Here is a 24759-nt window from a genome sequence, read left to right on the forward strand (position 1 = left end):
GTCATGGGGTGCTCCGGGTGTCGTCGCGGGCCACGACCAGCAGGTCGGTGCCGAGCAGGGTGACGTCGGCGACGCGGAGGCGTCGCTGATCGTCGATCGTGCCGACGCCGAGGTCGTCGAGCGCGGTGCGTGCGCCGCCGATCAGCGTCGGGGCGAGGTAGACGAGGTAGTCGTCGACGAGGCCGGCGCGGACGAAGGCGCTGGCGACGGTCGGGCCGCCCTCGACGAGCACGCTGCGCACGCCGAGCCGCCACAGGGCGTCGAGCGCGGCCGCGGGGTCGTGCCCCGCGAGCTGCACGAGCTCTCGAGGGTGGGTCCGGAGCCGGGCCCCGGCCGGGACGGCACGGTCGCCCACGACCACCGGCACGGGCTGGTCGGCGAGCAGCTCGCCGCCGTCGCCCCGCGCCGTGAGGCTCGGGTCGTCGGCGAGCACGGTGCCGGTGCCCACCAGGATCGCGTCGTGGTCTGCACGCACCTCGTGCACGTGCTGCCGCGCGGCGGCGCCGGTGATCCACCGGCTCGTGCCGTCCGCGGCCGCCGCTCGGCCGTCGAGGCTCGAGGCCCACTTCACGGTGACGAACGGCCGGTGGTGGCGAGCCGGCACCAGCCAGCGGCGCACCAGCTCCGTCGCCTCGTCGGCCAGGAGTCCTCGCTCGACCGCGACGCCGGCCTCGAGGAGGCGGGCGCCGCCTCCCGCGGACTGCTCGCCCGGGTCGTCGACCGCGTACACGACGCGCGCCACGCCCGCCGCGATCAGGGCGGTGCTGCACGGCCCGGTGCGGCCGGTGTGGTCGCACGGCTCGAGGGTGACGACGGCGGTGAGACCGGCGGCGCCGGCGTCCCCGAGCTCCGCCAGGGCGTCGATCTCCGCGTGCGGGGTGCCCGCGCCGCGGTGCCAGCCCTCCGCCGCGGTGCTGCCGTCCGGCCGGAGGAGCACGCAGCCCACCTGGGGGTTGGCGCCCCGGGCAGGGCCGCGAGCCGCCAGCTCGAGCGCCCGCCGCATGGCGGCCCGGACGACGAGGTCGTCCAGCCCGTCCGACGGCGCGGGTGCGGTGTTCGGGTCGGTCACGAGTCCTCCGGGAGACGGGGCGTGCCCGGCGTCTGCGGGCCCCTGTGGTCAACGTCGTCGACACGCGGCCATTCCCGGGAGCGGTCGCGGTCGTGTCGATCGGCCTCGGCGTCGGGCCCACTGACGGTGTGGCCCCGGGCGGCCCCGCCGGAGAGGTCGGGCCAGCCCTGCTTCGGGAGGCGGTCGTCGCCGGGGCGCAGCCGTGCCTTCCAGCAGAGGGGGCGTCCTCCGTCGCGATCGGGCTGCGTGCCCGGCCCGACACCCGTGTAGGTGAAGCCGCAGCGGCGAGCGACGGCGGCGGAGGCGTCGTTCCCGACGTAGCCCTCCCAGTGCAGCTGGTCGAGGCCGGCCTCGCCCAGGGCCCAGTCGGCGACGAGGCGGACCGCCGCGGTCATCAGGCCTCGACCGCGGGCCTCCGGCGTCGTCCAGAACCCGATGTCACGGGTGCCCAGCCGAACGCTGACGACGCCGAGCAACAGCGACGAGCCCGGGCCGCGCAGGCCCCACGTCGCCTCGCGGCCGGTGGCCCAGCCGTGGTCGACGATCCGCTCGAGGAAGAACAGGGCGTCCGCCCGGGAGTAGGGCGTCGGCACCGTCGTGAAGCGCTGCAGCACCGGGTCCTGGCAGGCCTCGACGATCGCCTCGACGTCGGCCGGGCCCGGCACCTCGAGACGGACGGCCGGCGACTCGAGCACGAACGGCTGCACGGTCAGGCCCTGCGGACGAACCCGATGCGGTCGTACACGGTGTCGAGCGTCGACTGGGCGATGGCGTCGGCGCGCTCGGCGTTGCCCGCGAGCACGCGATCGAGCTCGACCGGGTCGTCGAGCAGCTCGAGCGTCCGGGCGCGGATCGGGGTGAAGGTCTCGACGACGACCTCGGCCACGTCCTTCTTGAGATCGCCGTAGCCGCGTCCCGTGTACTTCTCCTCGAGCGCGGCCACGGTCGTTCCCGTGAAGGCGGACAGGATGGTCAGCAGGTTCGACACCCCCGCCTTGGCCCCGCGGTCGAAGCGGATCTCGCGCTCGGTGTCGGTGACCGCCGACTTGATCTTCTTCGCGGTGCGCGACGGCTCGTCGAGCATCCACACGATGCCGGAGTCGGTCGCGGCCGACTTGCTCATCTTCGACTCGGGCGTCTGCAGGTCGTAGATGCGCGCGGTCTCCTTGAGGATGGCCGCCTCGGGCACGACGAAGGTCTGGCCGTACCGGGAGTTGAAGCGCCCCGCCAGGTCACGGGTGAGCTCGACGTGCTGGCGCTGGTCGTCGCCGACCGGCACCGACTCGGCCTGGTAGAGCAGGATGTCGGCCGCCATGAGGGTCGGGTACGCGAAGAGCCCGAGGGTCGCGGCGTCCGCGCCCTGCTTGGCCGACTTGTCCTTGAACTGGGTCATCCGGCTCGCCTCGCCGAAGCCCGTCAGCGTGTTGAGCACCCAGGCCAGCTGTGCGTGCGCGGGCACGTGCGACTGGATGAAGAGGGTCGACCGCTCGGGGTCGATGCCCGCGGCGATGTACTGGGCGGCGGTGCGGCGGGTCTGCTCGCGGAGCGTCGCCGGATCTTGCGGCACGGTGATGGCGTGCATGTCCACGACGCAGAACAGGGCGTCGTGGCTGGACTGCAGCTCGCGCCACTGCAGCAGGGCGCCGACGTAGTTGCCCACGTGCAGGGAGTCGGAGGTCGGCTGCATGCCGGAGAAGAGACGGGGCCGGGCAGCGTCGTCGGTGCCGGGCGTCGTGCGGCCGTCGGTGCGGGGGGCGGTGCTGGTCATGGTGTCCTCGGGGAGAGAGCTCGGGGGAGCGAGGCTCGGTGTCGGCGGTGCGGGTCAGATGTCGTAGTCGACGACGACGGGGGCGTGGTCGGACCAGCGCTTGTCGTAGGAGGCGGCGCGGTCGACGACGAGGCCGGAGGCGCGCTCGGCGAGGGCGGGAGTCGCCACGTGGTAGTCGATGCGCCAGCCGGTGTCGTTGTCGAAGGCCTGGCCGCGCCACGACCACCACGAGTACGGCCCCTCGACCTCGCCGGCCAGGCGTCGACCGACGTCGACCCAGCCGAGGCCGGTGCCGCCCTCGCCGTCGGCGGTCTCGACGGGCTCGCCCTCCGGGCCGAAGAAGCGGTCGAAGTAGGCGCGCTCCCGGGGCAGGAAGCCGGCGCGCTTCACGTTGCCCTTCCAGTTCTTGATGTCGAGCTCGCGGTGCCCGACGTTGAGGTCGCCCGTGACGACGGCGAGCTCCGAGTGGGCGGCGAGCTGGGGCAGCCGCTCGCTCATCGCGTCGAGGAACTTCCACTTCTCGTCCTGCTTCTCGGTGCCGACCTCGCCCGAGTGCACGTAGGTGCTGACGACCGTGACGATCGTGCCGTCGACGTCGTAGTCGGCCTCGATCCAGCGACCGGCGCTGTCGAAGTCGTCGGCGCCGAGCTCGACGCGGTGGATCTGGGCGGCGCCGCGGGAGGCGATGGCGACGCCGGCGCGCCCCTTGGCCGTGGCCGGGTGGTGCAGCACGTTCCACTCGGGCCCGAGCAGGCCCTCGAGGTCTTCTGTGGTGGCCCGCACCTCTTGCAGGGTGAGGACGTCGACGTCACGGTCGGCGAGCCACTCGCCCATGCCCTTGCGGTACGCGGCACGGATGCCGTTGACGTTGACCGAGGCGAGACGAAGACGAGAACCCATGCCAGAGAGACTAGCGGCGGCCGGCGACGCCCGAGCCGCCCCCGGCCTCGCCGTCGTCGCCCCCGGGGTCGCGGCCGGCCGGGCCGCGGAGGCCCCGCGGCAGCCGAGAGGCGAGGGCGCGGAGTCGCTCGCCCGCGCGCGCCCTGCGCGAGCCGAGCTGCGCCTCCTCGGCCAGGCGCGCCTCCTCGAGCAGCCGCAGCCGCTCCGCCTCGGCCTGCGGGTCGGCGAGCACCCCGATGTCGTCCATGCCGACGGCGATCCAGCCCGCCGCGAGCAGCAGCACCTGGCAGAGCAGGTTGATGACGAGCAGCAGCCCGACGATCGCGGCGAACGACGCGAGCAGCGGGTTCGAGCCGGCGGCGCGCAGCAGGGTGCCGCCGACGAAGGTGATGAGCACGAACCCGGCGCCGCCGATCGCCGAGCCCGCGAGGAGGCGGCGGGCCGGGATGTGCAGACCGGCCAGCACCCGGAACAGCACGGCGAGCACTGCCGTGTCGAAGACGAAGACGAGCACCAGGCCGACGAGCCGGAGCAGCGCGGCCGACGCGTCGGAGTCGGCGGAGAGCCCGACGAGGCGGAGTCCCCAGGTCACGGCCGTGGTGGTCAGCAGCGAGATCGACGCCGACACCAGCACCGTCGCGCCGAAGACCAGCGCGAGCACCAGGTCACGGGCGATCAGCCGGAGGAGCGGCGTCGCGGGCTGCGGTGCCCGGAACACGGTGCGCACGGAGTCGCGCATGCTGCCGAAGAGCCGGATGGACGAGAAGAGCAGCCCGACGAGGGCCACGGTGCCCGTCCAGCCGAAGACGGACGCGTTCATGAGGGCGCCCGGCTCGACGACGCCGGCGCCCGTGTCGTCCTTGATGACGCCCGGCACGGCGGACTGGATGAAGGCGATCAGCTCGTCGCGCACGACGTCGTTCCCGGCGACGACGAAGCCCGCGACGCTGAAGCCGACCCAGAGAGCGGAGAAGAGGGCGAAGAGCGCCTGGTACGTGAGGCCCGCCGCCAGCAACGGGCCCTTCTGCACGACGTGCCGCCCGATCACCCGCACGGCCCTCGACGACGCGAGGCGCGACCCGGCGGCGACGGCGCCCGAGGCGGCCCGGCGGGTCGCGGCGGGCCTGTCGGCGGCGGCGTCCCTGGAGGCGTCGGCCTGCTCGGTGTCGTCGGGGCGGCGGCGCATGCACCCAGGGTACGGGCGCGTGCACGGGTCGCTCGCCACCGCTCGCGTACGATGTCGCTGACCCCGCGGCGCCGCCGATCAGCGTGCCCGCCGCAGACACCGCGAGCACGAAGAGGTACACAGTGGCACTACAGGGCGTTGGCGTCGGACGTGGAGTGGCCGTCGGCCCCGTCCTGAGGATGCCCGAGCCGCTTCCCGAGCCCGGCACCGAGGGTCGCACCGGGGACGCCGCCGCCGAGTCGGCCGCCGTGGCCACCGCGCTCGCCGCCGTCGCCTCCGACCTGACCGCACGGGGCGAGAAGGCAGGAGGCGAGGCGAAGGACGTCCTGGACGCCCAGGCCCTGATGGCCCAGGACCCGACCCTCGTCGAGGACGTCGACCAGCGCATCGCCGACGGCGCCACGGGCGAGCGCGCGGTCTTCGAGGCCTTCGCCGCCTTCCAGGAGATGCTCGTCGGCATGGGCGGCTACATGGCCGAGCGGGCCACCGACCTCGGCGACGTCGCCCAGCGCGTCATCGCCTCCCTGCGCGGCGTCGCCGCCCCCGGGGTGCCCGAGAGCGACACCCCCTTCGTGCTGGTCGCCCCCGACCTCGCACCGGCCGACACGGCCCTGCTCGACCTCGAGAAGGTCCTCGCCCTGGTCACGCGCGACGGCGGCCCCACCTCGCACACCGCGATCCTCGCCCGCTCGAAGTCGATCCCCGCCATCGTCGGCGTCACCGGCGCGCTCGACCTCGTCGACGGCACCGTCGTCGTCGCCGACGCCGCGACCGGCGTCGTCACCGTCGACCCGTCCGCCGACGAGGTCGCCGACGCCGAGAAGCGCATCGCCGACCGTGCCGCCGCGGCCGCCGCGCCCCTGACCGACGGCGCGCTCGCCGACGGCCACGCGGTGCCGTTGCTCGCGAACCTCGGCTCGCCCGACGAGGCCGCGGGCGCCGTCGCGCTCGGCGCCGAGGGCGTCGGCCTGTTCCGCACCGAGTTCCTGTTCCTCGGCACCAGCTCCGCCCCGACCGTCGAGAGCCAGACCGCGAGCTACACGGCCCTGCTCGAGGCGTTCCCCGGCCGCAAGGTCGTCGTGCGTGCCCTCGACGCCGGGGCCGACAAGCCTCTGAGCTTCCTCAACGACGCCCACGAGGAGAACCCCGCACTCGGCCTCCGAGGCCTCCGGGCGCTCCGCGTCAAGGAGCAGATCCTCCGCGACCAGCTGAGCGCCCTCGCCGCCGCCCAGGCTGCGACGACGGCCGACCTCTGGGTCATGGCGCCCATGGTCAGCGACGCGGAGGAGACCGAGTACTTCGTGGCCCTCGGGCGTGAGCTCGGGCTGAAGACCGTCGGCGTGATGGCCGAGGTGCCCTCGCTCGCCGTGCTCGCCGACCAGATCTTCTCCTCGGCCGACTTCGTCAGCGTCGGCACCAACGACCTGACGCAGTACACCCTCGCCGCCGACCGCATGCTCGGCTCGGTCGCCAGCTACCAGGACCCCTGGCACCCTGCCGTCCTGCGCCTCGTCAAGGCGCTCGGCGACGCGGGCGCGGCCGCGGGCAAGCCCGTCGGCATCTGCGGCGAGGCCGCGGCCGACCCGCTGCTCGCCGTCGTGCTCGTCGGCCTCGGCGCGACCACGCTGTCGATGACGCCCGCGGCGCTCGCCGACGTCCGCCTGGAGCTGGGCGCCCACACGCTCGAGCAGGCGCGCGCCCTGGCGACCGCGGCGATCGCGGCGACCACCGCCTCCGGCGCTCGACAGGCCGCCGAGGCCGTCGCCGCCGGCTGAGCCCGCACCCCTCACGCACGATGCGAGCCCGCCGTCCCCCTCGGGGCGGCGGGCTCGCGTCGTGATCGGGGCAAGGAGGCTCGGGTCAGGCGACGACGGCCCGCAGGTGCTCGGCGACGATCGTGTCCACGATGCTCGCGACGGCCGCCTCGACGGCCGGGACGACCTCGGGGGAGGCGACGCGCGCCTCCTCGAGTCCCCGCTCGGGGTCGACGGACTCGACCGCGTCCACGGCCGGGAGCACGCCGGCGGCGACGGCCTCGGCGTGCAGCCGGAGGAGCGTCGCGACCCGGTGCGGCGCGATGACGTCGAGCACGACGGCGTCGCGGACGCGCAGCGCGAGCTGGCCGAGCGAGAGCTCGGGCGCGTCGGGGTCGTCGGTCGGCGTGGTGTCCGGCGAGGACGCCACGGGCGAGGCCGCGGTCTGCTGTGCGACGCTCGCGAGCACCCCAGGCCAGCCCCAGCGGCCGTCGAGCGGGGACAGGGAGCCGGGCAGGGCCGCGGCGGGCGGGGTGGCCACCGGTGCGTTCGTCGTCGTCGCTGTCGCGACGGGGGCAGTGGTCGTCGCGGACGCGGCCGGGGCGGCGTCGCCGGACAGCCACTCGGGCCGGTACTTCTCCGCGCGGGGGAAGCGGGCGAGGTCGGCGGCGTAGTCCGCGTCGGTCGGGACGACCTCGTCGCCTGTCGCCTCGAACGGCGACGCAGCGTCGTCGAACACCCGGCGTTCACCGTTGAAGCGCGCGGTGAACGAACCGTCGGACGTCAGGGTCAGCACCAGCGAGAACCAGGTGCCGCGCTCCGGATCGGCCATCGCCTCGCGGAGCTGCGTGCCCAGTGCCTCGACGTCGGGCGTGGGGAGGTCCTGCTTCGTGCTCCCGGCCGCGTCGAGGGCGTCCAGCCAGGTGCGGCTGACCTCGCCGACCTGGAGGAGGAACAGCGTCGCCTCCGCCCAGTCGACGTCGACCAGCGACTCGGCGACGCGGGCGGCGATCTGGTTCTGCAGGTCCTGCTGTCGGGCGACGTCCATGTCGGAGCCTCTCGGTCGTGATCGGGGATCGGGAGCGGTGCTGACGTCGCGGGCGTCGCGGACGGCACCGACAGACTATTCGCACGGGCCGCCTCCTGCCCTCTTCCGGGCGAGCGAGGTCGCGGACCGGTCACCGTCCAGGGGGCGGGAGCAGACTTGTCGTCGTGGGCACCCCTATCCGACACCCGTTGATCGACGCCGTGAGTGCGCGCGTCGTCCGGGTCGACAGCCGGTCCCGCGTCGTGCGGCTGAGCGCGCCGCTCGCCGACCTCCTGGCCCGCCGTCGCGGACGCCGCCGGATCGTGCTCGTGACGGGGGAGTCCTCCCGACTGACCGTGGGCACGCGGGCCGCTCTCGTGCACGCCGGTGCCGCCTGGGCGGTGCGCGACGAGCACGGCGACCTCCGCGACGGGCTGACGGGCTCGCCGTACGCCGACCTCGACGCCGCGGGGTGGCCGCCGAGCGCCCCCGCCGACCAGGAGGTCACCTCTGAGCCGATCGTCGTCCAGGAGGCGGTCGGCACCATCGCGCAGCTCTCGGTCGACCTCACGGTGCTGCACCGCCCCGACCACGACACGACCCTGGGCGGGGCCGTCGAGGTGCTCTCCGAGGCCGTGGCTGGTGCGGGGCCCGACAGGTGGGGCGAGACCGAGCCGCTGCGGAGGCCCTGGGACCGCTGGGTCCTCACGCAGAGCGCACGGCACGCCGCACCCGAGCTCGTGCGCGTGGTCGTCGAGGGCCCCGGCCTGTCCGGCACCCTCACGGCCCGCGTGACCGAGAACGGCATCGAGGAGACGACGGCGCTGACGATCGCCGTGCCCGCCGGCGCTGCTGCTGCCGCCTCCGGTGGCGACGCCGACCCCGTCGACGCGGCGGTCGACCGCCTCACGGAGGCGCTGTCCGAGATCGCCCGCACCTCCGTCCCGACCTTCGCCCTCGTGGTGGCTCGGGAGGGCGAGCCCGACCGCAGCGTCCGGGCGGTCACGTACCCGACGCCCAATCCCGTCGTGCTGCTGATCGGCGCGCCGTCGGTCCAGCGGCTCGGCCTGACGGTCTCGACGATCCCCGTGCCCAGGCCGGTCACGGTCGTGGGTCGCCCGCGCCTCCCGGCCTACGTCGTGCCCCTCGGCGATGCGGCCACCTCCGGCTGGGACGCCCTGCACGACACCCTCGACGCCGTCGGGCCGGAACGCCTGGCCGAGATGGTCTCGCCTCCGCTGCTCGAGGCCTGGGAGGACGACCTCGACGAACACGACCTGCTGCACGAGCACCGGCTTCCCGTCGCCGAGACCGACGAGTCCGACTCCGAGATCGATGAGGAGGAGCCCCCCGGTGCCCCGTGACATCACGATCCTGAGTCCGCACGTCGTCGACGCCCTCGACCTCGCGACCGCGGCACGGACGGTCGACGACTCCCTCGGCGTGCGCGAGATCGACGGCGGAGCGGCGCTCCAGGTCTTCGGCGCGACCGGCGACGCCGTCCTCACCGTCTTCGGCTCCGACGAGGTCACGGTCGAGGGCGAGATCGAGCGCTTGCTCGCTGACCCGCCGGCCGTCCGCCTTCCCGTCTGGTGGGTCGACGCCGTGGCGCCCCACGGCGCCGAGGGCGAGCGCGGGGTCTCCGTGGCCCTCCGGCTGGCGCTCGGCCTCGAGGCCGTCTGCATCGTCGAGGACGACTGACCACTGACGGCTGGCACACGAAAAAGCCCGGCACCATCTCGGTGGTGCCGGGCTCCTCGTCAGTCGTCCGTCAGCTGACGGGGGCGACGCTGCCGCGCAGCACGGCGTTCTTGACCTCGGCGATGGCCTTGGTCACCTGGATGCCGCGCGGGCAGGCCTCGGTGCAGTTGAAGGTCGTGCGGCAGCGCCACACGCCTTCCTTGTCGTTGAGGATGTCGAGGCGGACCTGGGCGCCCTCGTCGCGCGAGTCGAAGATGAAGCGGTGGGCGTTCACGATGGCGGCCGGGCCGAAGTACTGGCCGTCGGTCCAGAACACGGGGCAGCTCGACGTGCACGCGGCGCACAGGATGCACTTGGTCGTGTCGTCGAAGCGCTCGCGCTGGGTGGCGCTCTGGATGCGCTCCTTCTCCGGCTTCGACGAGGCCATCAGGAACGGCTGGATCTCTCGGTACGACTGGAAGAACGGCTCCATGTCGACGACGAGGTCCTTCTCGAGGGGCAGCCCCTTGATGGCCTCGACGTAGATCGGCTGCGACAGGTCGAGGTCCTTGATCAGGGTCTTGCAGGCGAGTCGGTTGCGGCCGTTGATGCGCATCGCGTCCGAGCCGCAGACGCCGTGGGCGCACGAGCGGCGGAACGTCAGCGAGCCGTCCTGCTCCCACTTGATCTGGTGCAGGGCGTCCAGCACCCGATCGGTGGGCAGAACCTGGACGTCGAAGTCCTGCCAGCGCGGCTCGTCGTCGACCTCGGGGTCGAACCGGCGGATGATCAGCGTCGCCGTGAAGGTGGGGACGGCGTCGGAGGCGGTGGGGGCGTTCTCGAGGACTGCGGAGCTCATGCTCAGTACTTCCGTTCCATCGGCTGGTAGTTCGTGATCACGACGGGCTTCGTGTCGAGTCGGATGTGGTCGCCCGCGAGCGACGAGTGCGGGTCGCCCGTCAGGTAGGCCATCGTGTGGACCAGCCAGTTCTCGTCGTCGCGCGTCGGGTAGTCCTCGCGGAAGTGACCGCCGCGGCTCTCCTGGCGCGAGCGCGCCGAGTACACGACGACCTCGGCCAGGTCGAGCAGGAACCCGAGCTCGATGGCCTCGAGCAGGTCAGTGTTGAAGCGCTTGCCCTTGTCCTGGACCGAGATGTTCTTGAACCGGTCGCGCAGGTCGGCGATCACGTGGGTCACCTCGTCGAGGGTCTCCTCGGTGCGGAACACCTGGGCGTTGCGGTCCATGCTGTCCTGCAGCTCCTTGCGGAGCGTCGCGATGCGCTCCGTGCCGGTGGCGTTGCGGACGTCCGCGACCAGGCCGCGGACGAACCCGGCAGGGTCCTCGGGCAGCGGCACGAACTCGGCCGTCCTGGCGAACTCGACGGCGTTGTTGCCGGCGCGCTTGCCGAAGACGTTGATGTCGAGCAGCGAGTTGGTGCCGAGGCGGTTCGAGCCGTGCACGCTGACGCAGGCGCACTCGCCGGCGGCGTAGAGCCCGGGGACGACCGTCGTGTTGTCGCTGAGCACCTCGGCGTGCACGTTCGTGGGGATCCCGCCCATGGCGTAGTGCGCCGTCGGCAGCACCGGCACGGGCTCCGTGTACGGCTCGACGCCGAGGTAGGTGCGGGCGAACTCGGTGATGTCGGGCAGCTTGGCGTCGATCACGGCCGGGTCGAGGTGCGTGATGTCGAGGTAGACGTACTCCTTGTGCGGGCCGCCGCCGCGCCCCTCGCGGATCTCGGTCGCCATGCAGCGGGCGACGATGTCGCGGGGCGCCAGGTCCTTGATGGTGGGGGCGTAGCGCTCCATGAAGCGCTCGCCCTCGCTGTTGCGGAGGATGGCGCCCTCGCCGCGGGCCGCCTCCGACAGGAGGATGCCGAGGCCGGCCAGGCCGGTCGGGTGGAACTGGAAGAACTCCATGTCCTCGAGGGGGAGGCCCTTGCGCCAGATGATGCCGACCCCGTCGCCCGTGAGGGTGTGGGCGTTGGACGTCGTCTTGTAGATCTTGCCGAAGCCGCCCGTGGCGAAGACGACCGACTTGCCCTGGAACACGTGCAGCTCGCCCGTGGCGAGCTCGAGCGCCACGACGCCGGCCGGACGTGCCACGCCGTCGACCTCGCCCATGATGAGGTCGAGCACGTAGAACTCGTTGTAGAAGTCGATGCCGAGCTTGACGCAGTTCTGGTACAGCGTCTGCAGGATCATGTGGCCCGTGCGGTCGGCGGCGTAGCACGCGCGACGGACGGGGGCCTTGCCGTGCTCGGCCGTGTGCCCGCCGAAGCGGCGCTGGTCGATCTTGCCCTCGGGGGTGCGGTTGAAGGGCAGCCCCATGTTCTCGAGGTCCAGGACGGCGTCGATCGCCTCCTTCGCCAGGATCTCGGCGGCGTCCTGGTCGACGAGGTAGTCGCCGCCCTTGACCGTGTCGAAGGTGTGCCACTCCCAGTTGTCGTCCTCGACGTTGGCCAGCGCGGCGGCCATGCCGCCCTGGGCCGCGCCGGTGTGCGACCGGGTCGGGTAGAGCTTCGAGATGACGGCCGTGCGGGCGTTCGGCCCGGCCTCGATCGCGGCACGCATCCCCGCGCCCCCGGCGCCGACGATGACGACGTCGTGCTGGTGGTAGTGGATGCCGTCGACGACGGAGTCCTGGTCGGACGAGGCGGGAGCGGAGGGAGTGGTCACAGTTCTTTCCGGGGGACGGTGGTGCCGGCGGCGGGACAGGTCGAGGAGGCGGAGGTCGTCACGCCGAGGTGGTCAGGCCGAGCAGATGGACGGGAGCATGTCGGCCGGCGCGTTGGCCGGGCACGGGTCGAACGTCCAGACCACGAGGGTGCCGAGGAGGAGCAGGACGGCCGCCGAGACGACGAGCGTCCCCAGCAGCACGCGGCGCACCGCGGGGCGGCCGACGTAGTCGTTGACGATGGTGCGCATGCCGTTGGAGCCGTGGATCAGCGCGAGCCAGAGGAGCAGCGTGTCGTAGACCTGCCAGAAGGGGTTGGCCCACTTGCCCGCGACGAAGCCCCAGTCGATCGCCTTGACCCCGCCCTCGCCCGCGAGCAGGTTGACGAAGAGGTGGCCGAAGATCAGCACGACCAGCACGGCGCCGCTGACGCGCATGTAGATCCAGCCCCACTTTTCCCAGTTGGTGCTGCGGCGGGCGGTGCGCGCGCTGCGCGGGGCCTCGACGGTCTCAGTGGTCATCGCGTTACTCCGAGAAGACGTTCATCAGGTGGCGGGGGGCGAAGCCGGCGAACAGCACCACGGCCACGCCGATCACGATCCAGAAGAGGAGTCGCTGGTGCTTGGTGGCCGGGGCCCAGAAGTCGATGAGGATGATGCGCAGGCCGTTGAGGGCGTGGAACAGGATCGCGGCCACGAGGCCGGTCTCGCCGAGGCCCATGATCGGGTTCTTGTAGGTGCCGATCACGGCGTCGTACGCCTCGGGGCTGATCCGCACGAGAGCCGTGTCGAGGATGTGCACGAGGAGGAAGAAGTAGATGCTCACGCCGGTGATGCGGTGCAGCACCCACGACCACATGCCCTCGCGGCCGCGATAGAGCGTGCCGGCGAAGCGTCCGCCCTTGCGGGGCTCGGGCACACGCGTCGGCGAGCCGCCCGACCTGCCTGCCGGTGACGCCAGTGTTCCCGTCGACTGCTCAGCCATGAGCGGCCCTCCTCGCGGACGAGGCGGTCGGCTGCGATCCGGGGGAGGACAGCCGCGTCCGCCGTGTGCGTTCATAGAACTGTCCCAGCATACGAGCGGGGCACGTCGTCCCGCCGCTTAGGCGGGCCTAAGAACGACCGATCTACTTCGATGTCGAGAGAAGGTCGGTCCCCGCGGCTGTGCGGGCCGCCGTGGCGCGGCGGACGTGGGCTCGGGCCTCGTCGTAGTGGCCCAGCAGGTCGTCGCCGACGCTCTCCCACGTGCGGCCCACGACGGCTCGACGGCCCGCCTCGCCGAAGCGGGCCCTCCGGCCCCCGTCGGCCACGAGCGTGCCCACCGACCGTCGGAGCGAGTGGTCGTGGCGGGGATCGAACAGGTACCCGTCGACGCCGTGGCGGACGAGGTCGAGGGGGCCGCCCGCGGCGGGCGCGACCACCGGGACGCCCGCGGCGTGCGCCTCCTGCACCGTCTGCCCGAACGTCTCCGTCGTGCCGGTGTGCACGAAGACGTCGAGCGCGGCGTAGGCGTCCGCGAGCTCGTCCCCGTGCAGGGGGCCGGTGAAGAGCGGGTCGAGGTGTCGCAGCCGACGCCGCAGGGAGGGCAGCGAGGGCCCGCCCCCGACGACCACGAGGCGGACGCCGTCCTGGCGGCGGAGGGCCGCGAGGCGCTCGACCTGCTTCTCGGCCGCGAGCCTGCCCACGTAGCCGACGAGCACGTCGTCCGGGCCCGCGCCGGCCCGCGAACGGAGCAGCGACGCGCCCGCGCCGGCACGGCGGTTCGGGTGGTACCGGCGGGCGTCGACTCCGCGGCCCCACGTCTCCAGGCGCTGCACGCCGGCCCGCTCGAGATCCCGCAGGGAGGCGGTGGACGGCACGAGCGTGACGGTCGCCTGGTCGTGGATGCGGCGCACCAGCCGCCACGCCACGGCCTCGGTGACCGTCCCGAGCCCGCTCGCGGCCGCGTAGCGGGCGACGTCCGTCTGGAAGACCGCGACGCTCGGCAGGCCGAGCCTGGCCGCCGCCGAGATGGCCTGGGCGCCGAGCAGGAACGGCGAGGCGACGTGCACGACGTCCGGGGCGAAGGCCGCGATCGCCCCGGCGACCTGGGGCCCGGGCAGCCCGACGGGGAACTGGCGGTACGCGACCGACGGGACGCGGTGGACGCGGGCGCCCGCGTAGGAGTCGTGCCCGCGGCCCGCCGGGGCGATGACGAGGGCCTCGTGGCCACGCCGCTCGAGGTGGTCGAGCACCCGCAGCACGCTGGTGGTCACGCCGTTCACGGTGGGCAGGAAACTCTCGGTCACGATGGCGACCCGCATGGGCACTCCTCGACTCGGCGTGGCACCAGGCTGCCGCGCGGTCGTGGCCGGTCGGAGCCGGTGCCGTGACGGGCGGGTGTCGGGGCGGTGAACGGGTGCCCCGTGGCTCGCAGCGCGGCATCGCTAAGGTGGCCGACATGACCCCCCAGGACGCCGCCGACCGCTTCTACAGCATCATCCCCGCCGGGGGCATCGGCTCCCGCCTGTGGCCGCTCAGCCGCGCGGACGCGCCGAAGTTCCTGCACGACCTCACCGGCAGCGGGTCGACCCTGCTCCGCGGCACGTGGGACCGCCTCGCGCCCCTCGCCGGCGAGCAGCGCATCATGGTCGTCACCGGCCGCGCCCACCGAGCCGCGGTCGAGGCGCAGCTCCCTGCCCTCGCCGACCACAACGTCGTCCTCGAGAGCGAGCCGAAGGACTCGACGGCCGCCATCGGCCTCGCCGCGGCCATCCTGCGTCGGCGCGAACCGGACGTCATCGTCGGCTCGTTCGCGGCCGACCACGTGATCGCCGACGTCCGCGGCTTCGGACGCGCCGTGCGCGAGGCCATCGCCCTCGCCGACGCGGGCTGGATCGCGACCATCGGCATCACCCCGACCGAGCCCGCGATCGGCTTCGGCTACATCCACGTGGGGGAGGCGCTCGACGTCGAGGGAGCCCCGAGCGCCCGCAGGGTCGAGTCGTTCGTCGAGAAGCCCGACCTCCCCACCGCCGAGGGCTACGTCGCCGGGGGTGACCACCTCTGGAACGGGGGCATGTTCATCTCCCGTGCCGACCGCCTCCTGGACCAGCTCGGCGAGACGCGGCCCGAGCTGCTCGCGGGCCTGGAGGAGCTGGCCGAGGCGTGGGACACGTCGAGGCGCGGCGCCGTGGTCGACGCCGTCTGGCCGGGCCTCGAGAAGATCGCGATCGACTACACGGTCGCCGAGCCCGCGGCTGCGGCGGGTCGCCTCGCCGTCGTGCCCGGCGACTTCGACTGGGACGACGTCGGCGACTTCGCGTCGATCGCCAAGCTGCACTCGGGCGGTCGCAAGAGCGACCTCGCCATCCTCGGCGAGAACGCCCGCGTGCTGTCCGACGCCTCGAGCGGCATCGTCGTGGGGCACAGCGGCCGGCTCATCTCGCTGATCGGCGTGAACGACATCATCGTGGTCGACACCCCGGACGCCCTGCTGGTCACGACGACGGCGAACGCCCAGCGGGTCAAGAGCGTCGTCGACGCCCTCAAGCTCAGCGGCCGCAGCGACGTCCTCTGACGGGTCCGGGGGCCGCCCCGGCGGTCCCCGTTGTTACGGCGCCGTTACGAGGTGGTCGCGTTCGTGTAACGCCTCCGCATCGGTCCGCCTCCGCGGTCCGGCCCGCTCGTCACAGTAGGTAACCTGTCGCCATACGTGCCCGGCTTCCCCTGTCGGGCTGCACCTTGGAGGACACCTTGACTACAACTGCGCGCAGGGCCGCCTACAGCGGCCTCGCCCTGGCGAGCACCGTCGCCATCCTGGCCGGCTGTGCGTCGGCACCCGAGGGCGACGACGCCTCCGGCGGATCGGCGTCCAGCGACTTCGTGCCCTGCATGGTCTCCGACGCGGGCGGGTTCGACGACAAGTCGTTCAACCAGCTCGGCTACGAGGGCCTCACCGAGGCTGCCGAGTCCCTCGGCGCCACGCCCCAGACCGTCGAGTCGGCCGACGAGACCGTCTACAACTCGAACATCGACAGCCTCGTCGCGAACGGCTGCAACCTGATCGTCACGGTCGGCTTCCTGCTCGCCGACGCCACCGGCGTCGCCGCCGAGGCGAACCCCGACGTCGACTTCGCGACGATCGACGACAGCTCGAACGACGCCGACAACGTGCGCCCGATCACCTTCAACACGTCGGAGGCCGCGTTCCTCGCCGGCTACGTCGCCGCGAGCTACTCGACGACCGGCACCGTGGGCACCATGGGCGGCCTGCAGATCCCGACCGTGACCATCTTCATGGACGGCTTCCAGGACGGCGTCGAGTACTACAACGAGCAGAAGGACGCCGACGTCCAGGTCGCGGGCGGCTGGGACGTCGCCGCGCAGTCCGGCGGCACGTTCACGGGCGGCTTCGAGGCCGGCACGCAGGCCAAGGCCAGCGCGCAGACGCTGATCGACCAGGACGCCGACGTCATCATGGCCGTGGGCGGTCCGATCTACCAGAGCGCCGCCGAGGCCATCCGCGACTCGGGCAAGGACATCGCCATGATCGGCGTCGACTCCGACACCTACGAGACCGACTCGGCCAACGCGGACCTCTTCCTCACCTCCGTCCTGAAGGGCATCAAGCAGGCCACGAACGACGTCGTGACCAGCGCCGCCGACGGCGACTTCACCAACGAGCCCTACGTGGGCACCCTCGAGAACGACGGCGTCGGCATCGCGCCGTTCCACGACTTCGAGAGCAAGGTCGACAGCAGCCTGCAGGGCGAGCTGGACGACATCAAGGCGGGCATCATCGACGGCTCGATCGAGGTCGAGTCGCCCTCCGCACCGAAGAGCTGAGTCGCTGCCCCGTCAGCACCAGCACTCGCACCACCCAGCGTCAGGCATCGATTAGCATCAACTGACCGAGGGCCCGGGGCGGACGGTCTCGACCGTTCGTCCTGGGCCCTTCCCACGCCTACACCCGAGGTAGATCAACGATGAAGCTCGAGCTCAAGGGCATCACGAAGCGATTCGGCGCACTGACCGCCAACGACCACATCAGCCTCACCGTCGAGCCTGGTGAGATCCACTGCCTGCTGGGCGAGAACGGCGCCGGCAAGTCCACGCTCATGAACGTCCTGTACGGCCTGTACCAGGCAGAGGAGGGCGAGATCCTGCTCGACGACGTCGTCCAGCACTTCTCCGGCCCGGGCGACGCCATGGCGGCCGGCATCGGCATGGTGCACCAGCACTTCATGCTCGTGCCGGTCTTCACCGTCGCCGAGAACGTCATGCTCGGCCACGAGGAGACGAAGGCGGGCGGCCTCCTCGACCTCGCCGCCGCCCGTGCGAAGGTGCGCGAGATCTCCGGCCGCTTCGGGTTCGACATCGACCCCGACGCCCTCGTGGAGGAGCTGCCGGTCGGGGTCCAGCAGCGCGTCGAGATCATCAAGGCCCTGTCGCGCGACGCCGAGGTCCTCGTCTTCGACGAGCCCACAGCCGTGCTCACCCCGCAGGAGACCGACGAGCTGATGGGCATCATGCGCCAGCTCCGCGACGCCGGCACGGGCATCGTCTTCATCACGCACAAGCTGCGCGAGGTGCGCGAGGTCGCCAGCCGCATCACGGTCATCCGGCTCGGCAAGGTCGTCGGCGAGGCCGAGCCCACGGCCACCAACGCCGAGCTCGCCTCGCTCATGGTGGGCCGAGCCGTCGAGCTCACCGTGCAGAAGTCGCCCGCCGAGCCCGGCGAGCCCGCGCTCGTCGTCGAGAACCTGAGGGTCGTGGACGCGATCGGGCAGGTCGTCGTCGACGACGTCTCCTTCGAGGTCCGCCGCGGCGAGGTCCTCGCCATCGCGGGCGTCCAGGGCAACGGCCAGACCGAGCTCACCGAGGCGATCCTCGGACTGCAGAGCCGGGTGGAGGGACGAGTGCACCTCGACGGCGCCGACATCACCGGGCACAGCGTGCGCCGCGTCCTCGACGCCGGTGTCGGCTTCGTGCCCGAGGACCGCAACGAGGACGGCCTGGTCGGGGCCTTCACCGTCGCGGAGAACCTCATGCTCGACCGCTCGCAGTCCGGGCCCTTCGTCCGTCGGGGCTCCCTCCGGCTCGCCGAGCTCGCCCGGTTCGCCGTCGAGAAGGTCAAGGAGTTCGACATCCGCACCCAGGGCATCACGACGCCGGCCGGTCGCCTCTCCGGCGGCAACCAGCAGAAGGTCGTGCTCGCCCGCGAGCTCAGCCGTGACCTCCGCCTCTTCGTCGCCGCCCAGCCCACCCGGGGCATCGACGTCGGCTCGATCGAGTTCGTCCACAAGCGCATCGTCGCCACGCGCGACTCCGGTGTGCCCGTCATCGTCGTCTCTACCGAGCTGGACGAGGTCGTCGCCCTCGCCGACCGCATCGCGGTCATGTACCGCGGCACGATCATCGGCATCGTCCCCGCCGACACCCCGAGAGACGTCCTGGGTCTCATGATGGCCGGCGAGATGCCGCACGGAACGGAGCAGGCAGCGTGACCGACGCCACCCCCTCGACCACCCCCGCCCCGGAGCGGCCCGCGCCCCCGGTGCCCGGAGCACCGGAGAAGCAGGACGACAGGGGCTCGCGCCTCCTGCGCGAGATCACGACGGGCAACGCGGCCATCTCGGTCCTCGCCGTCGTGCTCGCGCTCGTCATCTCCGGCGTGCTCATCGCCTTCACGACCCCCGCCGTCCAGGCGACCACGGGCTACTTCTTCAGCCGGCCGGCGGACTTCTTCCAGGCCTTCTGGACGACCGTCAGCTCCGCCTACTCGTCCCTGTTCCAGGGGGCGGTCTACAACTTCCGCGTCGACGGCTTCGCGGCCGGCATCCGGCCCCTCACCGAGACGCTCAACTACTCGGTCCCGCTCATCGCGGCCGGGCTGGGCGTGGCCCTCGCGTTCCGGGTGGGCCTGTTCAACATCGGTGCACGGGGCCAGATCCTCATCGCGGCCGCAGCCGCAGGCTGGGTCGGCTTCTCGTTCGACCTGCCGATCTGGGTGCACCTCCCGCTCGCCCTGCTCGCGGGCATCGCCGGCGGTGCCGTCTGGGGCGGCATCGTGGGCCTGCTCAAGGCCCGCACCGGCGCACACGAGGTCATCCTCACGATCATGCTCAACTACGTGGCCTTCTACCTGATCGCCTACATGCTGCGCACCCCGGGCCTGCTCCAGGCGCCCGGCAGCCCGAACCCGAAGGCGCCCGCGACGCTGCCGTCGGCGATCCTGCCCGACCTCTTCGGCTCGCGGTACAACCTCAACCTCGGCTTCGTCATCGTCGTCGCCATCACCGCGGTCGTCTGGTGGCTGATCAACCGGTCGACCCTCGGCTTCCGGTTCCGCGCGGTGGGCGAGAACCCCCACGCGGCCCGCACCGCCGGCATGAACGTCAAGAACATCTACCTGTACGCGATGCTCATCTCCGGTGCGCTCGCGGGCGTGGCGGGGTCGACCCAGGTCCTGGGCACCCTCACGACCGGGTTCAGCTCGGGCATCGACGCCGGCATCGGGTTCGACGCCATCACCGTCGCCCTGCTCGGCCGGTCGCGACCCTGGGGCGTCTTCGGCGCCGGCATCCTGTTCGGCGCCCTGAAGGCCGGCGGCTACTCGATGCAGGCGGCCGACGGCGTGCCGATCGACATCGTCCTCGTCGTCCAGTCCCTCATCGTCCTGTTCGTGGCGGCGCCGCCGCTCGTCCGCAGCATCTTCCGCCTGCCCGCCCCCGGAGCCCGTCCGGTGCGCAAGGCCTCGACCAAGGAGGCGGTGGTGACCAAATGAGCACCCTCAGCCCCGACACCGCGGTGCCCGCCGCGCCGTCGCCCGAGCTCTCGACCGTGGCGACGCGGAGCCTGAAGGCCCCGATCGCCTTCGGCGTCTTCACGGTGATCGCCGCCGTGCTCTTCGTCGGCTTCTCCCGCGACGGCGACAGCACCTTCCGCCTCGCGACCGCGACGGACTTCGTCCAGCTGCCGGACGCCGTCCTGCCCTCGGCAGCGACGGGGACGGTGCTGACGGTGCTGCTCGCCGTCGTCACCGGCGTCGCGACCGTCCTGGCCCTCCAGGCCAAGCGCGTCCCGATCTGGCTCGTCGCGGCCTTCGGGGTCGTCTTCCTCGTCGCCTTCCTCACCTGGACCAGCGCCGGGGCCCGGATCCCCGTGCCCGGCCTCCTCCTGGGCGCGCTCGCCCTGAGCACGCCGCTGATCTTCGGCGCCCTGGGCGGCGTCATCAGCGAGCGGGTCGGCGTCGTGAACGTCGCCATCGAGGGGCAGCTGCTCGCCGGCGCCTTCGTCTCGGCCGTCGTCGCGTCGGCGACGGGGTCTGCCTACGTGGGCCTCGCCTCCGCGATGGTGGCCGGCGTGCTCGTGTCGATGGTCCTGGCCGTCTTCAGCATCCGCTACATCGTCGACCAGGTGATCGTGGGCGTCGTGCTCAACGTGCTCGTCACGGGCCTGACGAGCTTCCTGTACTCGCAGGTCCTCACGAAGTCGGACGCCCTCAACCAGGGCGTCCGGTTCCCGCAGCTGCCGATCCCGGGGCTCAGCCAGATCCCGATCGTCGGGCCGGTGTTCTTCCGCCAGACGATCATCGTGTACCTCATGTACGTCGCGATCGCCGTGGTCTTCTACGGGCTCTTCCGCACCCGCTGGGGGCTGCGCCTCCGCGCGGTCGGCGAGCACCCGCAGGCCGCCGACACCGTGGGCATCAAGGTCAACGCGACCCGCTTCTGGAACGTCTCGCTCGCGGGCGCGATCGCCGGTCTCGGCGGCGCTTACTTCACCCTCGGCTCGCTCGGCAACTTCCAGAAGGAGATGACGGCCGGGGCCGGCTTCATCGCCCTCGCGGCGGTCATCTTCGGCCGCTGGGACCCGATCAGGGCCACGCTCGCGGCGCTCCTCTTCGGCTTCGCCTCGAACCTGCAGAACGTGCTCGGGGCGATCGGGTCGCCGGTGCCGAGCGAGTTCATGCTCATGCTGCCGTACGTCGTCACGATCTTCGCCGTCGCCGGCCTCGTCGGCCAGTCCCGGGGCCCGGCCGCGTCCGGCAAGCCCTACGTCAAGTCGTGAGCGTCGCCGAGACGACCGACTGGGAGGCGCTCCGTCAGGCCGCCCGGGAGGCGATGACCAAGGCGTACGTGCCGTACTCGGGGTTCCCGGTGGGGGCCGCCGCGCTGACCGCCGACGGCCGTCTCGTCACCGGCTGCAACATCGAGAACGCCTCGTACGGCATCACCCTGTGTGCCGAGTGCTCGCTCGTCACCGACCTCGTCATGGGAGGCGGCGGCCAGCTCGTCGCCTTCGCCTGCGTCGACGGCAACGGGGGCGTGCTGATGCCCTGCGGCCGGTGCCGCCAGCTGCTCTACGAGCACTCCCACGAGACGATGGTGCTCGACACCGTCTCCGGCCTCAAGACCATCGACGAGGTGATCCCGGACGCCTTCGGGCCCCGTCAACTCGAGCAGTACCGCGACTCGCAGTCGTAGCTAGGAGCACCACCATGACCAGCCTCACCACCGCCTCCTCGGCCGCCGTCGAGCCCTTCGACACCGTCGACCTCATCCGCGTGAAGCGTCGCGGCGACGCCCTCGAGACCCCCCAGATCGACTGGCTGATCGACGCGTACACGCGCGGCTACGTCGCTGACGAGCAGATGGCCGCGCTCACCATGGCGATCTTCCTCAACGGCATGGAGCGCCGCGAGATCCGCGACATGACGCTGGCGATGATCCGCAGCGGCGAGACGATGGACTTCACGGGCCTCGGCAAGACGACGGTCGACAAGCACTCGACCGGGGGAGTGGGCGACAAGATCACCCTTCCCCTGGCGCCCTTGGTCGCGTCCTTCGGGGTCGCCGTCCCGCAGCTCTCGGGCCGCGGCCTCGGGCACACGGGCGGCACGCTCGACAAGCTCGAGTCGATCCCCGGCTGGCAGGCGTCGATCTCGAACGAGCGCATGCGCGAGATCATGGCCGACTCGGGTGCGGTCGTCTGCGCCGCCGGCTCGGGCCTCGCCCCCGCCGACGGCAAGCTCTACGCGCTCCGCGACATCACCGGGACGGTCGAGGCGATCCCGCTGATCGCGTCGTCGATCATGAGCAAGAAGATCGCGGAGGGCACGGCCGCGCTCGTGCTCGACGTCAAGTTCGGCTCGGGCGCCTTCATCCAGGACATCGAGCAGTCGCGCCTGCTGGCGCAGACCATGGTCGACCTGGGCAAGGACGCGGGCGTCGCGACGACCGCCCTGCTCACCGACATGAACGTCCCCCTCGGCCTCACGATCGGCAACGCGCTCGAGGTGCGCGAGTCGGTCGAGACCCTCGCCGGAGGCGGTCCGTCCGACATCCGGGAGCTCACGGTCGCGCTCGCCCGCGAGATGCTCACGCTGGCGGGTCAGCCCGACGCCGACGTCGAGGCCGCCCTCGACGACGGCCGAGCGATGGACGCCTGGAGGACCATGATCCGTGCCCAGGGCGGCGATCCCGACGCGGCGCTGCCCACCGCCCGTGAGACGCACGTCGTCACCGCGGCGCGCAGCGGGTTCGTCACCGACCAGCAGGCGCTGCCCTTCGGCATCGGTGCCTGGCGCCTCGGCGCCGGTCGTGCCCGCAAGCAGGACCCGGTCCAGGCCGCCGCCGGCATCGAGCTGCACGCCAAGCTCGGCGACGCCGTCGTCGAGGGCCAGCCGCTCTTCACCCTGCACGCCGACGAGCCCGCGCGGTTCGAGCGCGCCCTCGAGGCCGTCGGGGGCGCGTGGACGATCGGCGACGAGCGCGTCGAGCGCGGCCCGCTGGTCGCCGGTCGCGTCTCCTGACCCGCAGTCGGCGACCCCCAGCGGCGTGACGGTCGGCGGCGGTAGCCTTGTCCCATGAGCGCACCGGACAAGGACTACCGCCTGCCTGACGGCGGACCCCGCATCGCCCCCCTGCCGAAGGTGTCGTTGCACGACCACCTCGACGGTGGGCTGCGGCCCCAGACCATCGTCGAGCTGGCCGACGAGATCGGCTACGAGCTGCCCGTCACGGGCGGGGCCGACGAGCTGGGGCGCTGGTTCGTCGACAGCGCCGACTCCGGCAACCTGCCCGACTACCTGAAGACCTTCGACGTCACGACCGCGGTCATGCAGACCGAGGCAGGCCTCGAACGCGTCGCCCGCGAGTTCGTGCTCGACCTGGCCGCCGACGGCGTGGTGCACGGCGAGGTCCGCTGGGCCCCCGAGCAGCACCTGCAGGGCGGGCTGAGCCTCGACCAGACCGTCGAGGCGGTCCAGCGCGGCATCGAGGAGGCGATCGACCAGCTCGACGGCGAGGGCCACGTCATCTCGATCGGCCAGCTGGTCACGGCCATGCGGCACGCCGACCGCGGCCTCGAGATCGCACAGCTCGCGATCAAGCACCGCGAGGCCGGCGTGATCGGCTTCGACATCGCCGGTGCCGAGGCGGGCTTCCCCGCGTCGAACCAGCGACCGGCCTTCGACCTGCTGGCGCGCGAGTTCATGCCCGTCACCGTCCACGCGGGCGAGGCCGACGGCCTCGAGAGCATCCGCAGCGCCCTCCTCGACGGGCGCGCCCTCCGCCTCGGGCACGGCGTCCGCCTCGCCGAGGACATCCGGGTCGTCGGGTCGGCGGGCGAGCAGACGACGGTCGAGCTCGGCCCGATCGCCGCGTGGGTCCGCGACCGCGAGATCGCCCTCGAGCTCTCGCCGCAGTCGAACCTCCAGACCGGTGCCATCGCCGCCTGGGGCCGCGACCTCGACGACCACCCCTTCGACCTGCTCTACCAGCTCGGCTACTGTGTCACGGTCAACACCGACAACCGCCTGATGAGCGACACCAGCCTGACGAAAGAGCTCGCGCTGCTCGCCCAGGCGTTCGACTACGGCCTGTCCGACCTGGAGACGTTCCAGCTCAACGCCGCGGCGTCGAGCTTCCTGCCCCTCGAGGACCGCGAGGCGCTGGCCGACCGCATCACGGCGGGCTTCGGGGAGGTCTGACCGTGGCGCTCCCGTCCCTGCCGGACTCGGCCGTCGTCATCGCGGCCGACGCCCCCGACTGGCGTGCCGCCGTCCTGCGGGCGGGCGACGCGCTGGTCGCCTCTGGCTCGACGCGCGACGGCTACGGCGACGAGATGGTCCGCATGATCGAGGAGCACGGCCCGTACGTCGTCATCGCGCCCGGTCTCGTGCTGGCGCACGCCCGCCCCGACGAGAGCGTCCTGCAGGACGGCCTCGCGGTGGTGACCCTCGCCGAGCCGGTGCCCTTCGGCCACCCGCACAACGACCCCGTGAGCGTCGTCCTCGGCCTCGCGGTGGAGTCCGTGGGCGGCCACCTCGAGTCCATCGCCGACCTGGCGAACGTCTTCAACGACTCCACGGTGATCCCGGCGCTGGCGGCCGCCACGAGCGCCGACGAGGTCCGTCGGCTGATGGGGATGACAGCGTGAAGATCGTGACCATCTGCGGTGCCGGCATCGGCAGCAGCGGGATCCTCAAGGTCAACGCGGAGCGCGTCCTGGCGCGGCTCGACATCGAGGCCGACGTGGTCGCGGCCGACGTCGCCTCCATCGGCGCCGTCGCGGACGACGCGCAGGTGATCCTCACGTCGCAGGAGTTCGTCGAGGCGATCGGGGCGACCTTCGCGGACGTCATCGTCATCCAGAACCACTTCGACCAGGCGGAGCTCACCGAGAAGCTGCAGCGCTCGCTCGGCTGAGCGA

General features: G+C 72.4%; 24 protein-coding genes. 13 read left to right on the plus strand and 11 right to left on the minus strand.

Annotated elements, in window-relative coordinates; all coding sequences use genetic code 11:
- Position 1: 1 nt before the first annotated feature.
- The 5 genes from ribD to ACZZ97_RS03480 all read right to left on the minus strand — a co-directional run bounded on the left by ribD (position 2) and on the right by ACZZ97_RS03480 (position 4923).
- Positions 2–1003 (minus strand): bifunctional diaminohydroxyphosphoribosylaminopyrimidine deaminase/5-amino-6-(5-phosphoribosylamino)uracil reductase RibD, encoded by a 1002-nt coding sequence (gene ribD / locus ACZZ97_RS03460; RefSeq protein WP_463473752.1) that lies wholly within the window; start codon positions 1001–1003, stop codon positions 2–4.
- Positions 1004–1065: 62 nt separating this feature from the next.
- A complete protein-coding gene (locus ACZZ97_RS03465; RefSeq protein ID WP_463472290.1) occupies positions 1066–1776 on the minus strand; it encodes a GNAT family N-acetyltransferase in 711 nt (236 codons plus the stop codon).
- A gap of 2 nt (positions 1777–1778) precedes the next feature.
- Complete coding sequence (gene trpS, locus ACZZ97_RS03470; protein ID WP_463472291.1) at positions 1779–2837, minus strand: tryptophan--tRNA ligase; 1059 nt, start codon at positions 2835–2837, stop codon at positions 1779–1781.
- Positions 2838–2891: 54 nt separating this feature from the next.
- Positions 2892–3737 carry an exodeoxyribonuclease III gene (locus ACZZ97_RS03475; RefSeq protein WP_314104530.1) on the minus strand — a complete coding sequence of 282 codons (846 nt, stop codon included), beginning with the start codon at positions 3735–3737 and terminating at the stop codon, positions 2892–2894.
- 10 nt (positions 3738–3747) lie between these two features.
- On the minus strand, positions 3748–4923 hold the full coding sequence (locus tag ACZZ97_RS03480; RefSeq protein ID WP_463472292.1) for a YihY/virulence factor BrkB family protein: 1176 nt from the start codon (positions 4921–4923) through the stop codon (positions 3748–3750).
- Positions 4924–5045: 122 nt separating this feature from the next.
- Between ACZZ97_RS03480 and ptsP the strand changes: the two genes are divergently transcribed.
- Positions 5046–6698 carry a phosphoenolpyruvate--protein phosphotransferase gene (gene ptsP / locus ACZZ97_RS03485; RefSeq protein WP_463472293.1) on the plus strand — a complete coding sequence of 551 codons (1653 nt, stop codon included), beginning with the start codon at positions 5046–5048 and terminating at the stop codon, positions 6696–6698.
- A gap of 85 nt (positions 6699–6783) precedes the next feature.
- Here the strand turns inward: ptsP and ACZZ97_RS03490 are convergent, their stop codons facing one another.
- Positions 6784–7725: a hypothetical protein gene (locus tag ACZZ97_RS03490; protein ID WP_463472294.1), complete on the minus strand. Its 942-nt coding sequence runs from the start codon at positions 7723–7725 to the stop codon at positions 6784–6786.
- A 164-nt stretch (positions 7726–7889) separates the two neighbouring features.
- Between ACZZ97_RS03490 and ACZZ97_RS03495 the strand changes: the two genes are divergently transcribed.
- Positions 7890–9068, plus strand: a complete 1179-nt coding sequence (locus tag ACZZ97_RS03495) for a DUF6177 family protein (protein ID WP_463472295.1) — start codon at positions 7890–7892, stop codon at positions 9066–9068.
- On the plus strand, positions 9058–9405 hold the full coding sequence (locus ACZZ97_RS03500; protein WP_314100569.1) for a hypothetical protein: 348 nt from the start codon (positions 9058–9060) through the stop codon (positions 9403–9405). The genes ACZZ97_RS03495 and ACZZ97_RS03500 overlap by 11 nt, the downstream gene beginning before the upstream one ends.
- Before the next feature lie 70 nt (positions 9406–9475).
- Here the strand turns inward: ACZZ97_RS03500 and ACZZ97_RS03505 are convergent, their stop codons facing one another.
- From ACZZ97_RS03505 to ACZZ97_RS03525, 5 genes are all read right to left on the minus strand, one after another.
- On the minus strand, positions 9476–10243 hold the full coding sequence (locus ACZZ97_RS03505; protein WP_123546571.1) for a succinate dehydrogenase iron-sulfur subunit: 768 nt from the start codon (positions 10241–10243) through the stop codon (positions 9476–9478).
- 2 nt (positions 10244–10245) lie between these two features.
- A complete protein-coding gene (gene sdhA, locus ACZZ97_RS03510; RefSeq protein ID WP_123546570.1) occupies positions 10246–12063 on the minus strand; it encodes a succinate dehydrogenase flavoprotein subunit in 1818 nt (605 codons plus the stop codon).
- Positions 12064–12135: 72 nt separating this feature from the next.
- Positions 12136–12582: a succinate dehydrogenase, hydrophobic membrane anchor protein gene (gene sdhD / locus ACZZ97_RS03515; RefSeq protein ID WP_123546569.1), complete on the minus strand. Its 447-nt coding sequence runs from the start codon at positions 12580–12582 to the stop codon at positions 12136–12138.
- A 4-nt stretch (positions 12583–12586) separates the two neighbouring features.
- Positions 12587–13045: a succinate dehydrogenase, cytochrome b556 subunit gene (gene sdhC, locus ACZZ97_RS03520; RefSeq protein WP_314100568.1), complete on the minus strand. Its 459-nt coding sequence runs from the start codon at positions 13043–13045 to the stop codon at positions 12587–12589.
- Positions 13046–13187: 142 nt separating this feature from the next.
- Complete coding sequence (locus ACZZ97_RS03525; protein ID WP_463472296.1) at positions 13188–14363, minus strand: glycosyltransferase family 4 protein; 1176 nt, start codon at positions 14361–14363, stop codon at positions 13188–13190.
- 137 nt (positions 14364–14500) lie between these two features.
- Here ACZZ97_RS03525 and ACZZ97_RS03530 point away from each other — a divergent pair, with 137 nt between their 5' ends.
- The 10 genes from ACZZ97_RS03530 (at position 14501) to ACZZ97_RS03575 (ending at position 24755) form a co-directional block, all read left to right on the plus strand.
- Positions 14501–15619 (plus strand): mannose-1-phosphate guanylyltransferase, encoded by a 1119-nt coding sequence (locus ACZZ97_RS03530; RefSeq protein WP_314100566.1) that lies wholly within the window; start codon positions 14501–14503, stop codon positions 15617–15619.
- A 176-nt stretch (positions 15620–15795) separates the two neighbouring features.
- Complete coding sequence (locus tag ACZZ97_RS03535) at positions 15796–16887, plus strand: BMP family lipoprotein (protein WP_314100565.1); 1092 nt, start codon at positions 15796–15798, stop codon at positions 16885–16887.
- A gap of 140 nt (positions 16888–17027) precedes the next feature.
- Positions 17028–18548 carry an ABC transporter ATP-binding protein gene (locus tag ACZZ97_RS03540; protein ID WP_314100564.1) on the plus strand — a complete coding sequence of 507 codons (1521 nt, stop codon included), beginning with the start codon at positions 17028–17030 and terminating at the stop codon, positions 18546–18548.
- On the plus strand, positions 18545–19828 hold the full coding sequence (locus ACZZ97_RS03545; protein ID WP_463472297.1) for an ABC transporter permease: 1284 nt from the start codon (positions 18545–18547) through the stop codon (positions 19826–19828). Before ACZZ97_RS03540 ends, ACZZ97_RS03545 begins: the two co-directional genes overlap by 4 nt.
- Positions 19825–21114, plus strand: a complete 1290-nt coding sequence (locus ACZZ97_RS03550) for an ABC transporter permease (RefSeq protein WP_399539802.1) — start codon at positions 19825–19827, stop codon at positions 21112–21114. Before ACZZ97_RS03545 ends, ACZZ97_RS03550 begins: the two co-directional genes overlap by 4 nt.
- Positions 21111–21530 carry a cytidine deaminase gene (locus tag ACZZ97_RS03555; protein ID WP_314100563.1) on the plus strand — a complete coding sequence of 140 codons (420 nt, stop codon included), beginning with the start codon at positions 21111–21113 and terminating at the stop codon, positions 21528–21530. The genes ACZZ97_RS03550 and ACZZ97_RS03555 overlap by 4 nt, the downstream gene beginning before the upstream one ends.
- A gap of 14 nt (positions 21531–21544) precedes the next feature.
- Positions 21545–22858 (plus strand): thymidine phosphorylase, encoded by a 1314-nt coding sequence (locus tag ACZZ97_RS03560; protein ID WP_463472298.1) that lies wholly within the window; start codon positions 21545–21547, stop codon positions 22856–22858.
- A 54-nt stretch (positions 22859–22912) separates the two neighbouring features.
- Positions 22913–24037 carry an adenosine deaminase gene (locus tag ACZZ97_RS03565; RefSeq protein WP_314100561.1) on the plus strand — a complete coding sequence of 375 codons (1125 nt, stop codon included), beginning with the start codon at positions 22913–22915 and terminating at the stop codon, positions 24035–24037.
- Between the two features lie 2 nt (positions 24038–24039).
- Positions 24040–24486, plus strand: coding sequence for a PTS sugar transporter subunit IIA (locus ACZZ97_RS03570; protein WP_123546559.1), 447 nt, complete (start codon positions 24040–24042; stop codon positions 24484–24486).
- Positions 24483–24755, plus strand: coding sequence for a PTS sugar transporter subunit IIB (locus ACZZ97_RS03575; RefSeq protein ID WP_314100559.1), 273 nt, complete (start codon positions 24483–24485; stop codon positions 24753–24755). The genes ACZZ97_RS03570 and ACZZ97_RS03575 overlap by 4 nt, the downstream gene beginning before the upstream one ends.
- The last annotated feature ends 4 nt before the right edge of the window (positions 24756–24759 follow it).

The sequence above is a fragment of the Frigoribacterium sp. AC512 genome (assembly GCF_979258295.1).